26 protein-coding genes are annotated in these 12,915 nt (G+C 42.6%); all 26 read right to left on the reverse strand.

The genetic code is table 11. The features are described 5' to 3' along the window. Positions 1-107: 107 nt before the first annotated feature. The 26 genes from rpsD to rplD all read right to left on the reverse strand — a co-directional run bounded on the left by rpsD (position 108) and on the right by rplD (position 12,914). A complete protein-coding gene (rpsD, locus tag LT679_RS11200) occupies positions 108-716 on the reverse strand; it encodes a 30S ribosomal protein S4 (protein ID WP_232177681.1) in 609 nt (202 codons plus the stop codon). Between the two features lie 67 nt (positions 717-783). Beyond that, positions 784-1,173 carry a 30S ribosomal protein S11 gene (gene rpsK / locus LT679_RS11205; protein WP_232177682.1) on the reverse strand — a complete coding sequence of 130 codons (390 nt, stop codon included), beginning with the start codon at positions 1,171-1,173 and terminating at the stop codon, positions 784-786. 134 nt (positions 1,174-1,307) lie between these two features. Next, complete coding sequence (gene rpsM, locus LT679_RS11210) at positions 1,308-1,685, reverse strand: 30S ribosomal protein S13 (RefSeq protein WP_232177683.1); 378 nt, start codon at positions 1,683-1,685, stop codon at positions 1,308-1,310. 74 nt (positions 1,686-1,759) lie between these two features. Continuing rightward, positions 1,760-1,876: a 50S ribosomal protein L36 gene (rpmJ, locus tag LT679_RS11215; RefSeq protein WP_074487407.1), complete on the reverse strand. Its 117-nt coding sequence runs from the start codon at positions 1,874-1,876 to the stop codon at positions 1,760-1,762. Positions 1,877-1,883: 7 nt separating this feature from the next. Then, positions 1,884-2,102 (reverse strand): translation initiation factor IF-1, encoded by a 219-nt coding sequence (gene infA / locus LT679_RS11220; protein ID WP_074487406.1) that lies wholly within the window; start codon positions 2,100-2,102, stop codon positions 1,884-1,886. A 63-nt stretch (positions 2,103-2,165) separates the two neighbouring features. Beyond that, positions 2,166-2,957 (reverse strand): type I methionyl aminopeptidase, encoded by a 792-nt coding sequence (map, locus tag LT679_RS11225; RefSeq protein WP_232177684.1) that lies wholly within the window; start codon positions 2,955-2,957, stop codon positions 2,166-2,168. A gap of 6 nt (positions 2,958-2,963) precedes the next feature. After that, complete coding sequence (gene secY, locus LT679_RS11230) at positions 2,964-4,307, reverse strand: preprotein translocase subunit SecY (protein WP_232177685.1); 1,344 nt, start codon at positions 4,305-4,307, stop codon at positions 2,964-2,966. A 6-nt stretch (positions 4,308-4,313) separates the two neighbouring features. Then, on the reverse strand, positions 4,314-4,760 hold the full coding sequence (rplO, locus tag LT679_RS11235; protein ID WP_232177686.1) for a 50S ribosomal protein L15: 447 nt from the start codon (positions 4,758-4,760) through the stop codon (positions 4,314-4,316). Between the two features lie 4 nt (positions 4,761-4,764). Next, entirely contained in the window at positions 4,765-4,944 is a 180-nt protein-coding gene (gene rpmD / locus LT679_RS11240) for a 50S ribosomal protein L30 (RefSeq protein ID WP_232177687.1), read from the reverse strand. A gap of 5 nt (positions 4,945-4,949) precedes the next feature. Beyond that, entirely contained in the window at positions 4,950-5,468 is a 519-nt protein-coding gene (gene rpsE, locus LT679_RS11245) for a 30S ribosomal protein S5 (RefSeq protein ID WP_194101685.1), read from the reverse strand. A 12-nt stretch (positions 5,469-5,480) separates the two neighbouring features. Then, positions 5,481-5,831 carry a 50S ribosomal protein L18 gene (rplR, locus tag LT679_RS11250; protein WP_232177688.1) on the reverse strand — a complete coding sequence of 117 codons (351 nt, stop codon included), beginning with the start codon at positions 5,829-5,831 and terminating at the stop codon, positions 5,481-5,483. Between the two features lie 5 nt (positions 5,832-5,836). Then, complete coding sequence (gene rplF / locus LT679_RS11255) at positions 5,837-6,394, reverse strand: 50S ribosomal protein L6 (RefSeq protein ID WP_232177689.1); 558 nt, start codon at positions 6,392-6,394, stop codon at positions 5,837-5,839. 17 nt (positions 6,395-6,411) lie between these two features. Beyond that, positions 6,412-6,810, reverse strand: coding sequence for a 30S ribosomal protein S8 (gene rpsH, locus LT679_RS11260; protein WP_262909275.1), 399 nt, complete (start codon positions 6,808-6,810; stop codon positions 6,412-6,414). A 146-nt stretch (positions 6,811-6,956) separates the two neighbouring features. Beyond that, the gene (gene rpsN, locus LT679_RS11265; protein WP_232177690.1) at positions 6,957-7,226 is read right to left on the reverse strand and encodes a 30S ribosomal protein S14; all 270 of its coding nucleotides are present in this window, start codon (positions 7,224-7,226) and stop codon (positions 6,957-6,959) included. Further along, on the reverse strand, positions 7,219-7,779 hold the full coding sequence (gene rplE, locus LT679_RS11270) for a 50S ribosomal protein L5 (RefSeq protein ID WP_232177691.1): 561 nt from the start codon (positions 7,777-7,779) through the stop codon (positions 7,219-7,221). The genes rpsN and rplE overlap by 8 nt, the downstream gene beginning before the upstream one ends. Next, complete coding sequence (gene rplX, locus LT679_RS11275; protein ID WP_232177692.1) at positions 7,779-8,123, reverse strand: 50S ribosomal protein L24; 345 nt, start codon at positions 8,121-8,123, stop codon at positions 7,779-7,781. The genes rplE and rplX overlap by 1 nt, the downstream gene beginning before the upstream one ends. Before the next feature lies 1 nt (position 8,124). Beyond that, positions 8,125-8,493 carry a 50S ribosomal protein L14 gene (gene rplN / locus LT679_RS11280; protein WP_067059744.1) on the reverse strand — a complete coding sequence of 123 codons (369 nt, stop codon included), beginning with the start codon at positions 8,491-8,493 and terminating at the stop codon, positions 8,125-8,127. Position 8,494: 1 nt separating this feature from the next. After that, positions 8,495-8,749 (reverse strand): 30S ribosomal protein S17, encoded by a 255-nt coding sequence (gene rpsQ, locus LT679_RS11285; RefSeq protein WP_232177693.1) that lies wholly within the window; start codon positions 8,747-8,749, stop codon positions 8,495-8,497. Between the two features lie 19 nt (positions 8,750-8,768). Then, the gene (rpmC, locus tag LT679_RS11290) at positions 8,769-8,981 is read right to left on the reverse strand and encodes a 50S ribosomal protein L29 (RefSeq protein ID WP_232177694.1); all 213 of its coding nucleotides are present in this window, start codon (positions 8,979-8,981) and stop codon (positions 8,769-8,771) included. A 129-nt stretch (positions 8,982-9,110) separates the two neighbouring features. Further along, a complete protein-coding gene (rplP, locus tag LT679_RS11295) occupies positions 9,111-9,533 on the reverse strand; it encodes a 50S ribosomal protein L16 (protein WP_127704048.1) in 423 nt (140 codons plus the stop codon). 50 nt (positions 9,534-9,583) lie between these two features. After that, a complete protein-coding gene (gene rpsC, locus LT679_RS11300) occupies positions 9,584-10,450 on the reverse strand; it encodes a 30S ribosomal protein S3 (RefSeq protein ID WP_232177695.1) in 867 nt (288 codons plus the stop codon). Positions 10,451-10,456: 6 nt separating this feature from the next. After that, a complete protein-coding gene (gene rplV / locus LT679_RS11305; RefSeq protein WP_262909276.1) occupies positions 10,457-10,885 on the reverse strand; it encodes a 50S ribosomal protein L22 in 429 nt (142 codons plus the stop codon). Positions 10,886-10,891: 6 nt separating this feature from the next. Further along, the gene (gene rpsS / locus LT679_RS11310) at positions 10,892-11,158 is read right to left on the reverse strand and encodes a 30S ribosomal protein S19 (protein WP_166586580.1); all 267 of its coding nucleotides are present in this window, start codon (positions 11,156-11,158) and stop codon (positions 10,892-10,894) included. Further along, entirely contained in the window at positions 11,158-11,982 is an 825-nt protein-coding gene (gene rplB / locus LT679_RS11315; RefSeq protein WP_232177696.1) for a 50S ribosomal protein L2, read from the reverse strand. The genes rpsS and rplB overlap by 1 nt, the downstream gene beginning before the upstream one ends. 9 nt (positions 11,983-11,991) lie before the next feature. Then, complete coding sequence (gene rplW, locus LT679_RS11320) at positions 11,992-12,282, reverse strand: 50S ribosomal protein L23 (protein WP_232177697.1); 291 nt, start codon at positions 12,280-12,282, stop codon at positions 11,992-11,994. 2 nt (positions 12,283-12,284) lie between these two features. Then, the gene (gene rplD, locus LT679_RS11325) at positions 12,285-12,914 is read right to left on the reverse strand and encodes a 50S ribosomal protein L4 (protein ID WP_232177698.1); all 630 of its coding nucleotides are present in this window, start codon (positions 12,912-12,914) and stop codon (positions 12,285-12,287) included. Position 12,915: the final 1 nt, after the last annotated feature.

The following is a 12,915-nucleotide window of genomic DNA, read 5'->3' on the forward strand; positions in this document are numbered from 1 at the left end:
TTTTTTAGTTTCTAATTGTATTTAAACAGACGTGAGATATACAGTATAAGATATGAGTAATTACTTAAAAACCCATATCCTATACTATATATCTCAAATCCTATATCTTATTTAGAGTACAACTCGACGATTAAATTCTCTTTGATGTTCTCAGGAATTTCATCGCGGTTTGGATAGTTAAGGAATTTACCAACCAATTCGTTAGCATCCCACTCTAACCAGCTATATTTATTAATCTTGCGGCCGGCAACTGAATTAGTGATAGCCTCAAGAGATTTTGATTTTTCGCGTACTGCAATAATATCACCAGCTCTTAACGAGTAAGAAGCGATGTTCACAACCTCACCGTTAACAGTGATGTGTTTGTGACCAACCAACTGGCGTGCAGCTGAACGTGTAGGCGCGATACCTAAACGGTAAACAGCGTTGTCTAAACGAGCTTCCAAGAATTTCAACAGGTTTTCACCGGTGATACCTTCTTTAGCTGAAGCGCGGTGGAAAAGGTTTTCGAACTGACGCTCTAATACACCATAAGTGTATTTTACCTTTTGTTTCTCTTGCAACTGAGTTGAATACTCTGATTGCTTACCTCTCCTTTTTGAGGCACCGTGCATGCCCGGAGGATAGTTCTTTCTTTCTAACGCTTTATCCGGACCGAAGATCGGCTCACGGAAACGGCGCGCAATTTTGGATTTTGGTCCTGTATACCTTGCCATTGTGTTGTTGTTTTAAAGTATCATGCAACCTGCAGCTGCAGAATCTTAGCTTTAAAAATCGTGTTAATTAAACTCTTCTTCTTTTTGAAGGACGGCAACCGTTGTGCGGAAGCGGTGTAATATCTTTAATAGTGGTTACTTCGATACCTGTAGTTTGCAGGGTACGGATAGCCGATTCACGACCAGCGCCCGGGCCTTTTACAAATACTTCTACCTTACGTAAACCAAGGTCATAAGCAACTTTACCGCAATCGGCAGCAGCTTGAGACGCAGCGTATGGAGTGTTCTTTTTTGAACCTTTGAAACCCATTTTACCAGCTGATGACCATGACACAGCCTGACCGTTTTTGTTGGTAAGGGTAATGATGATGTTGTTGAAAGTAGCGTTGATATGCGCCTCGCCAACCGGCTCAACAACTACAATACGCTTCTTGGTTACTTTTTTGCTTTTAGCCATTTTATTTTTAAGTTTTGAGATATGATGTTTGAGATGTGAGGGCTATAGCCTCATTTCAAATTAACCGTATCCTATGCTTTATCCGTTAGATGCGCGCATGTGAAACACCCACATCTAACATCTTAATTTATTGATTACTTAGTAGCTTTTTTCTTGTTAGCAACAGTCTTACGTTTACCTTTACGGGTACGTGAGTTGTTTTTAGTACGCTGGCCACGCAGAGGTAAACCTTTACGGTGACGGGTACCACGGTAACAACCGATATCCATTAAACGCTTGATGTTAAGCTGCACCTCTGAACGAAGAGCACCTTCAACTTTAATCTGATCATTAATGATACCACGGATAGCAGCTAGCTGATCGTCAGTCCACTCCTGCACCTTAATGTTTACATCTATACCTGCCTGGTTTAAGATGTGCTGAGCGGTTGAACGACCGATACCATAAATGTAGGTAAGGCCGATCTCGCCTCTTTTGTTCTTTGGTAAATCAATACCTGAAATCCTTGCCATATTTATAATTTTCCGTTGTTACGCAACAACCGACCGGCGGCTACCGATGTACGATTGTTGCCAATTCTTTTTTATTAACCCTGACGTTGTTTGTACTTAGGGTTCTTTTTGTTGATAACGTAAAGTTTACCATTGCGGCGGATGATTTTGCAATCAGCACTACGCTTTTTAATTGATGCTCTAACCTTCATCGCTTTATTATTTATATCTGTAAGTAATCCTGCCTTTGGTCAAATCGTAAGGGCTCATCTCGAGTTTCACCCTGTCGCCAGGAAGAATTTTGATGTAGTGCATACGCATTTTGCCTGATATATGCGCTATAATCTCGTGACCGTTTTCCAATTCAACCCTGAACATTGCGTTTGACAATGCTTCTTTTATTGTGCCGTCCTGCTCGATCGACGATTGTTTAGCCATATTTTATTGATTTCTACTTAATTACCCGTCCTCAAAGCGGGACGCAAAATTAATAAAAATTTTTTAATTATTATTTTTTTCTTTCAAAACATCATCAATGTATGAAAATGTTGAAAGTATATCTGCTTTACCCTTCTTAATAGCCACCGTATGCTCAAAATGCGCCGATGGTTTTCCATCTATTGTTGATACTGTCCAGCCATCGTCCCAAAACTTTATACCGGCGCGGCCGGCATTGATCATCGGTTCGATAGCGATTACCATACCCTCTTCAAGCTTAATCCCGCTGCCTCGTTTACCATAATTAGGTACCTCGGGTTTCTCGTGCAGCTCAAGGCCAACACCATGCCCGACCAATTCCTTAACTACGCCAAATTTGTGCTTCTCTGCATGCTCCTGTACGGCATAGGCTATATCTCCTACACGCATACCGGTAACCGCTTTCTCAATGCCCTTGTCAAGGCATTCGCGGGTTACCCGCAAAAGAGTTTTGGTGATTTCATCCACTTCGCCTATAGCAAAACTGAAAGCAGAATCGCCGTAATATTTATTCAGTATCACACCACAATCTACTGATACTATATCGCCCTCAACCAGCACATGCTTACTTGGAAACCCATGTACCACCTGATCGTTCAGAGAAATACAAAGTGAATATGGAAAGCCGTGGAAGTTCAGGAAAGCGGGAATGCCGCCATTATCACGAATGTAGGTTTCAGCAAGGTTGTTAAGCTCAAGCGTGGTAACACCAGGGCCAATTACCTTGGCCACCTCGGCCAGGGTTTTTGACACCATCTGCGCGCTTGCACGTATCAGCTCAACTTCCTCTGCAGATTTGTAATGTATTTTGGGCATCAGTAATTAAATAGCCGGAGGTACTGTGCCTGGCGCGGCAGGTACTGCCGAACGGCCTTTAATACGTCCTGTTTTCATCAGGCCATCATAGTGGCGCATTAACAAATGGCTTTCAACCTGCTGCAAAGTATCTAACACAACACCTACTAAGATGATCAGTGATGTACCACCAAAGAAACGGGCAAACAAACTGTTTACACCTACGCTGCTGGCCAATGCCGGTATAATAGCTATGATAGCTAAGAACACCGAACCCGGCAGAGTGATCTTTGAAATAACGTCGTCAATATAGTCGGCAGTGGTTTTACCTGGTTTAACACCCGGAATAAAGCCACCGTTCTTCTTCATATCATCAGCCATTTGGTTAGGATTAACCGTAATAGCAGTGTAGAAGTAAGTGAACAGAATGATCAATACCGCAAACAAAATATTGTGCGACCATGAGTTGTAGTTGGCTAATGACATTAATACGCCATTAGAAGCTGTGCTCGGGAAAAACTGCGGAATAGTAGCAGGTATGAACATCAATGCCTGGGCAAAGATGATTGGCATTACACCGGCAGCATTTACCTTTAAAGGTATGTACTGACGAACACCGCCATACTGCTTATTACCCACAATACGTTTTGCGTATTGCACCGCAATTTTACGTGTACCCTGTACTATCAGTATGGTAAACATAACTACCAGTATCAGTGCAACAATCTCAACGATAAAGGTTACCAAACCACCTGCACCTGTAGTACGAGCGTTAAACTCAGTACCGAAAGCGCCCGGTAATTGGGCAATGATACCCACCATGATGATCAATGATATACCGTTACCGATACCTTTATCAGTGATTTTTTCACCAAGCCACATCACAAACAGGGTACCCGCAGTTAACACAAATACGCTGATCAGGGTGAAGTAAGGCTCTTCTAAAAGCTTTGCCTCCTGGTTGATTTGCGATTTGATGTAACCGATAGCCTGTAAAGCGGTAATAGCGATAGTAAGGTAACGGGTCCACTGGTTAATTTTGTTACGGCCGCTTTCGCCCTCTTTTTGCATTTTAGCAAAGTAAGGAACGGCTATACCCAGCAATTGCACCACGATAGAGGCCGAAATGTATGGCATCACACCCAGTGCAAAAATTGATGAGCGGGAGAACGAGCCTCCCGCAAACATATTCAATAAGCCTAATAACCCTTCTTTAGCGGTTTCGTTGCTGATAGCAGCAGCGTCAACGCCCGGAAGGATGATGAATGAACCTACACGGTATATCAGAAGAAATAAGAGTGTGTTTATAATACGCACTCTTAGATCCTCAATTTTCCAGATATTGGAAAGTGTGGTGAATAATTTCTTCATTGAAATTTACAACTTAACGATTGTACCGCCTGCTGCTTCGATTGCTTTTTGGGCAGAGGCAGAAAATGCATGCGCTTTAACTTCTACTTTGGCTTTTATCTCGCCACGACCAAGGATTTTAACCAGGTCATTTTTTGAAACTAAACCATGCTCTTTCAAAGTATCAAAATCAATAGTTGAAATTGAATACTTCTCAGTTAAACCTTGCAATGCATCAAGGTTAATGCTTACATACTCAACACGGTTAGGGTTTTTAAAACCTACCTTTGGTACACGGCGCTGTAATGGCATCTGGCCACCTTCAAAACCAACTTTAGTGCTGGTACCTGAACGTGAACCGGCACCTTTATGGCCACGGGTTGAAGTACCACCACGGCCTGAACCGGTACCTCTGCCTATTCTCTTTCTGCTTTTGGTAGAACCTTCAGCAGGTTTAAGATTATTTAAATTCATGATATTAAATGCTTTCTATTGCTACCAAATGATTAACTTTTCGAACCATACCGATGATAGCCGGAGTAGCTTCAACCTCAACGCTATGGTTAATTTTCTTAAGGCCCAATGCTGCAATGGTCCTTTTTTGGCGCTCAGTTCTATCGATCACGCTCTTAATCTGAGTTATTTTGATTTTTGCCATGATGATTATCCGTTAAATACTTTACCTAAGTTAACACCACGGTGTTGAGCTACTGTATAAGCATCGCGCAATTGCGCTAAAGCCGATACGGTTGCCTTAACCACGTTGTGCGGGTTTGATGAACCTTTTGATTTTGCCAATACGTTATGTACACCAGCGCTTTCTAATACCGCACGCATCGCACCACCGGCAATAACACCGGTACCGTTAGCAGCAGGTTTTATGAAAACAAAACCGCCAGAGAATTTACCTATTTGCTCATGAGGTACTGTACCGTTAATGATAGGCACTTTTACCAGGTTCTTTTTAGCATCATCAATGCCTTTAGCGATAGCTTCGGTAACCTCTTTTGCTTTACCTAAGCCGTAACCTACAACACCGTTCTCATCGCCCACTACCACAATGGCACTGAAGCTGAAAGTACGGCCACCTTTGGTTACTTTGGCCACACGTTGTATGCTTACCAGGCGATCTTTTAATTCGATCTCGCTGGTTTTTACTCTTTTTATGTTGATTGTTGACATCTCTCGTTTCTATTAAAAGTTTAAACCACCTTCACGTGCACCTTCAGCCAATGATTTAACACGGCCATGGTACAAATAACCATTCCTGTCAAACACTACATCTTTGATACCGGCGGCAATAGCTTTCTCAGCTACCAGTTTGCCTACAGCTACAGATTGATCTGATTTTGAACCATTAGCTGAAAAATCTTTAGATAAAGATGATGCTGATACTAATGTTTTACCGGTTACATCGTCAATGATCTGAGCGTAAATACCTTTATTGCTTCTGTACACTGACAAGCGCGGACGCGCTGAAGAACCCGAAATACGGTTTCTGATTCCTCTTTTTATTCTGTCTCTTCTTGATAATTTACCTGCCATGACGATTATTTTTTAGATGCTGATTTACCTGCTTTTCTACGTAATACTTCGCCTACGAACTTGATACCTTTACCTTTGTAAGGCTCTGGTGCACGTAACGAACGTATTTTTGCAGCAACCTGACCGATCAATTGTTTATCGATAGATTCCAGGATGATGGTAGGGTTTTTACCCTTTTCAGCGGTGGTTGTAACCTTAATTTCTTGTGGTAACTCAAAAATATAGTGGTGAGAGTAACCCAACACTAAATCTAAAGTATTACCTGTGTTGGTGGCACGGTAACCCACACCCACTAATTCCTGCTCAACTTTGTAACCAGTGGTTACACCAACAACCATGTTATTTAAAAGCGCACGGTATAAGCCGTGTAATGCTTTGTGACGTTTTTGGTCAGACGGGCGTTTAACCAGTAACTGGCCGTCTTCCTGCTCAACAGTGATATCTTTATCAACTGCTTGCTGCAATTCACCTTTAGGGCCTTTTACAGTAACAACGTTATCAGCTGATACGGTTACCGTTACGCCAGAGGCTAATGCTATAGGTGCTTTTCCTACTCTTGACATTGCTTAATTTCCTCCTATTAATAAACGTAGCATAAAACTTCGCCACCAACGTTGTGCTGACGGGCTTCCTTATCTGTCATGACACCTTTTGATGTTGACAGAATTGCGATACCTAAACCATTTAATACACGTGGCATGTTAGTAGTACCTGCGTATTTTCTCAAACCTGGTTTACTGATACGCTGAATGCTGCGGATAGCAGGGATTTTAGTGATCGGGTGGTATTTCAAAGCCACTTTGATAGTGCCTTGAGGACCAACTTCCTCAAACTTGTAATTAGCGATGTAACCTTTGTCGAAAAGCACTTTCGTGATTTCCTTTTTCAGATTTGATGCAGGAATTTCAACAACCCTATGGTTGGCTTTGATAGCATTCCTTACTCTTGTAAGATAATCTGCGATTGGATCTGTATTCATTATTGTTGTTTATGATGGTGGTTTCCTTTAGCCACCGTGGCTAACGACCTTCCATCGGTTAGTCTTTATTCTTTGTGAGTTGTGAGCAGTGAATGGTGAGTTGCAAGTACATTACTCACAACTCACCATTCACAATTCACTTATTTTTACCAGCTTGCTTTTTTAACACCCGGTATCTGGCCTGCTAAGGCCATTTCGCGGAATGTTACACGCGAAATACCGAACTGGCGCATATAACCACGAGGGCGGCCGGTTAATTTGCAACGGTTGTGCAGCTTTACCGGTGATGATGCTTTAGGTAATTTATCTAAAGCTATCCAATCACCTGCCTCTTTCAAAGCAGCTCTTTTATCAGCGTATTTAGCTACTAATTTAGCACGTTTAACTTCACGCGCTTTTACACCTTCTTTAGCCATTATTTTGATTTTTAAATGGTAATCCAAATTGTTTCAGCAACTCCAGAGCCTCAACATCGTTGGTAGCCGAAGTTACAAAGGTAATATCCATACCCTGAATTTTATTGATTTTATCAATATTGATTTCCGGGAAGATAATTTGCTCGGTAATACCTAAGGTATAATTGCCTTTACCGTCAAAACCTTTATCGTTAATACCTTTGAAATCGCGGATACGGGGAAGGGCAACAGCGATCAAACGGTCAAGGAATTCATACATGGTGTTATCACGTAAAGTAACACGTACACCTACCGGCATACCTTTACGTAACTTAAAGTTTGAGATATCCTTTTTTGATTTTGAAGCAACTGCTTGCTGACCGGTAATGGTGGTTAACTCAGTGATCGTGTTCTCGATAAGTTTTTTATCGGTAGTAGCGCCGCCAACACCTTGGTTAATAGCAATTTTTTGCAGCTTCGGAACCTGCATTACGCTTTTGTACTGAAATTTATCTTTCAGCGCGGTGCGGATCTCGTCTTTGTATTTCGATTTTAATCTCGGTGTGTAAGTCATTACTTAATTTCCTCCCCTGATTTTTTTGCTACCCTTACCAGCTTACCGGCGTCATTTAGCTTACGGCCTACGCGGGTGGTGTTACCTGTTTTAGGGTCAACCAGCGCAAGGTTAGAAATATGGATAGCCGCTTCTTGTTTAACGATACCGCCGTTTGGATTAGCAGCATTAGGTTTAGTGTGTTTTGACACCATGTTGGCGCCTTCAACCACAGCCCTGTTTTTTGCTGTAATAATTTCGACGATTTTACCTTGTGATCCTTTTGAATCTCCGGAAATAACCTTAACCAGGTCGCCCTTGCGGAGCTTTAATTTGCCGGTTTGTGCTTTTACTTTCTGTGCCATGTTACAATACCTCCGGTGCTAATGATACAATTTTCATAAATTGTTTCTCACGCAGTTCTCTGGCAACCGGGCCAAAGATACGGGTACCTCTTGGCTCGTCCTGGTTATTTAACAAAACGGCTGCGTTATCGTCGAAACGGATATATGAACCATCTTTACGACGGATCTCTTTTTTAGTTCTTACTACTACGGCTTTTGATACGGTGCCTTTTTTAACGTTTCCTGACGGAATTGCGCTTTTAACGGTAACAACGATTTTGTCACCAATTGAGGCGTATCTTTTACCGGTACCACCTAATACGCGGATCACTAAAACTTCTTTAGCGCCGCTGTTATCGGCTACGTTTAATCTTGATTCCTGTTGTACCATGTTATTTAGCCCTTTCTAAAATTTCAACTAATCTCCAGTTCTTATTTTTGCTCAGGGGGCGGGTTTCCATAATTAATACGGTATCGCCAATACCACAGGTATTTGCTTCATCATGAGCCATAAACTTGGTAGTTTTTTTTACGAACTTACCATAGATTGGGTGCTTTACTTTACGCTCCACGGCAACAACAATAGATTTCTCCATTTTATTGCTAACTACCAAACCGGTACGTGTTTTTCTTAAATTTCTTTCCATTTTTTCCCGACGTTAAAAATTAATTCGTTTCAGAAGCTGACGCCGCTGCTTTACGTTTTGTTAATTCGGTATTCAAACGAGCGATGTCCTTACGTACCTTTGTTATACGGCTTGGATTTTCAATAGCCGATACCGCGTGCGCAAATTTCAGTTTGGTAAGGTTGTTTTTCTCCTCACCGATCTTCGCAACCAATTCCTCGGTTGAAAGCTCTAAAATTTCTGAGTTCTTCATTTTATAATTTGTTGTATGCTGTAGGTTGTGAGTTGCAAGCAATATGTAACTCACAACTTTTCAACTTACAATGTTTATCCCACACTACAGGTATTCAATTATGTTGTTTACCACCTGTAGCTACCACGTTTATGCTTCTGCGTAATCTCTACGCACTATGAATTTTGTTTGTACAGGTAATTTCTGTGCTGCAAGGCGTAATGCTTCTTTAGCAACTTCTAAAGGCACACCTTCAGCTTCAAAGATGATCCTGCCGGGGCGTACAACCGCTACCCAGTATTCAGGGGCACCTTTACCTTTACCCATACGTACCTCTGCAGGCTTTTTAGTTACAGGCTTGTCAGGGAAAATCCTGATCCATACCTGGCCTTCACGTTTCATAAAACGTGTTACAGCGATACGGGCTGCCTCGATCTGGCGGCTGGTTATCCAGGCCGGCTCGAGTGATTTTATACCGAAAGATCCGAATGAAAGCTCAGCACCACGGGTGGCTAAACCTTTCATCCTGCCTTTTTGCATCTTTCTGAACTTCGTTCTTTTTGGCTGTAGCATTTTTTTAAGCTTTTATATCTAAACGATGTCTGTCTCGACTTGGTTAATAATTATCTTCTACCTTGACCTTGTCCGCCCGGGCGATTGCCGCCGCCACGGTTGAAACCACCCTGGCCACCGCGGTTGTTGTTACCACCCGGACCACGGTTACCACCACCACGGTTGTCACGACGTTCGCCGCCGCGCTCACCGCCACGTTGGTTACGGTCACCAAATTGTGAGCCACCTTCCGGACGGCCACCTTTTCCGCTTGGGCCGCTGTTGCTGCCAATGTTCGGAGAAAGATCGCGTTTACCGTAAACTTCGCCTTTGCAGATCCATACTTTAACGCCTATTTTACCATAAGTAGTTAAAGCTTCACCTAAAGCGTAGTCAATATCGGCACGGAAAGTATGCAGAGGAATTCTTCCTTCTTTATACTGCTCAGAACGCGCCATCTCGGCACCGCCTAAACGGCCAGACGTCATTACCTTGATACCTTCGGCACCCATTCTCATGGTTGACGCGATTGTGGTTTTCATGGCACGACGGAAAGATATACGTGCTTCTAATTGTTTTGCTATGCCTTCAGCAACTAATTGCGCATCAAGCTCAGGGCGTTTGATCTCGAAAATGTTGATCTGAACTTCCTTTTTAGTAAGTTTTTTCAACTCTTCTTTGATCTTGTCAACTTCCTGACCGCCTTTACCGATAACGATACCCGGACGGGCAGTATGTATAGTAACAGTGATGCGTTTCAAAGTACGTTCGATAACTACTTTAGATACGCCGCCTTTGTTGATACGTGCTGATAAGTATTTGCGGATTTTTTCGTCCTCAACTAATTTGTCGGAGTAGTTGTTGCCACCGAACCAGTTAGAATCCCAACCTCTGATGATTCCTAATCTGTTACCTATTGGATGTGCTTTCTGTCCCATTTCAAATTAATTGTTTTCGTTTTTACTATCCACAATAAGGGTTACGTGGTTTGAGCGTTTGCGGATGCGGTAACCTCTTCCTTGCGGAGCAGGACGCAATCTTTTTAACTGGCGGCCACCACCTACTGAGATCTCTTTAACGAACAAGCCGGCTTCTTCAGCTTTCTTGCCTTCGTTTTTAGCTTCCCAGTTAGTAATTGCTGATACCAGTAATTTCTCAACACGAATAGCCGCTTCTTTATTTGTGAACTTTAAGATGTTCAAAGCCTCGAATACGTTTTTACCGCGTACTAAGTCAACCACCAAACGCATTTTGCGTGGTGAAGTTGGGCAGTCTTGTAACTTAGCAACAGAAGCACCTCCTATTTGAGCCTTCGCGGCCTCTTTTTGTTGCTTGATCAGTACAGACCTTTTAATTTTTGTTGTTGCTTCCATTGCCTGTTATTTTTTCTTTTCTGCGTGACCACGGAATGTACGGGTTGGAGCAAACTCTCCCAGCTTGTGACCAACCATGTTTTCGGTTACGTACACCGGTATAAACTTATTGCCGTTGTGTACTGCAAATGTGTGACCAACGAAATCAGGAGAGATCATGGAACGGCGTGACCATGTTTTTACCACTGATTTTTTATTTGATTCATTCAGGACAAGAACTTTTCTCTCCAGGTTAAAATCAATATAAGGTCCTTTTTTAATTGAACGTGCCATTATTTCTTCCTTCTTTCAATGATGTAGCGATCCGATGTTTTCTTTTTGTCGCGGGTTTTGTAGCCTTTAGCTAACAAGCCTTTGCGTGAGCGTGGGTGACCACCTGATGCACGGCCTTCACCACCACCCATAGGGTGATCAACCGGGTTCATGGCAACACCACGAACGCGAGGCCTACGACCTAACCAACGTTTACGACCAGCTTTACCTAACACCTCGTTTGCCTTTTCAGAGTTTGAAACGGTACCGATAGTTGCAAGGCAGGTAGCCAGGATCATACGGGTTTCGCCTGAAGGTAATTTGATAATGGCGTATTTACCATCACGTGCTGAAAGCTGAGCATAAGTACCTGCCGAACGGGCAATAGTACCACCCTGACCTGGGTTAAGCTCGATGTTATGGATGATCGAACCCAGTGGTATGCTCTTTAATGGTAACGTGTTACCAACTTCAGGAGCTACGCTCTCGCCAGATAATACGGTTAAACCAACGGTTAAACCTTCTGGAGCGATGATGTATCTCTTTTCACCGTCAGCGTATACTAATAAAGCGATACGTGCTGAACGGTTTGGATCGTACTCAATAGTCGCAACCTTCGCGGGGATGTCAAATTTGTTACGTTTAAAGTCGATCAATCGGTATGATTTCTTATGTCCCCCACCGATATAACGCATGGTCATTTTACCGGAACTGTTACGTCCGCCTGATTTCTTGTGCGATACAACCAGTGACTTTTCAGGCACGTTGGTTGTAACGTCCGAGTAATCAGCACCTACTCTGAAGCGGGTACCCGGAGTAACCGGTTTAAATCTTTTTACTGCCATTTCCGTTTTTTATATTGTGCTATAAAAATCTATTACTTCACCGTCTTTCAACGTGATAACCGCTTTTTTATAAGTAGCTGCACGGCCTTGGATGGCACCAGCTTTAGTGTTGCGGGTTTTCAGTTTTCCAACGTATTTCATGGTGTTTACCGCTGTAACGCTTACACCATACATTTGCTCAATTGCTGCCTTAATCTGAATTTTGTTAGCTCTGTGATCAACTTTGAAAGCATAACGGTTAAGCTTCTCAGTTAATTGAGCTACTTTTTCAGTAAGTATAGGCTTCTTTAAAATTTCCATAATTACTTAGCTAACGCTTCCTCCAAAGTTTTAACAGAACCAGCAGTTAACAAAAGTTTACCGGCGTTAAGTACGTCATAAGTGCTTAACTGATCGGCAGTAATAACCTTTGCTTTTTTAAGGTTTCTGCTTGATAAATACACATTGTTATTTGCAGCAGGCAATACCAGCAATGTTTTAACGTCAGACACGTTAAGATCGGCTACCAGCTTCACGTAGTTCTTGGTTTTAACACTGTCAAAGTTAAAGTCTTCCAACACCACGATGTTGTTATCTTTAGCTTTGTATGACAGGGCTGACTTACGAGCCAGTGATTTAAGCTTTTTGTTTAGCTTAAAGCTGTAATCGCGCGGCTGCGGACCGAATACACGGCCACCGCCATTAAACAATGGCGATTTGATGCTACCAGCACGGGCACCACCGGTACCTTTTTGTTTGTATAGCTTGCGGGTTGAACCTGCAATTTCATTACGCTGTTTTGCTTTGTGAGTACCTTGGCGTTGGTTAGCTAAATATTGCTTAACGTCAAGATAGATAGCATGGTCGTTTGGCTCAATACCGAATACGGACTCAGGAAGCTGCACCTTGGCACCTGTTTCTTTACCTGAGATGTTCAATACATTCACTTCCATC

This window comes from Mucilaginibacter roseus (genome assembly GCF_021215455.1).
In the GTDB taxonomy this organism is placed as follows: domain Bacteria; phylum Bacteroidota; class Bacteroidia; order Sphingobacteriales; family Sphingobacteriaceae; genus Mucilaginibacter; species Mucilaginibacter roseus.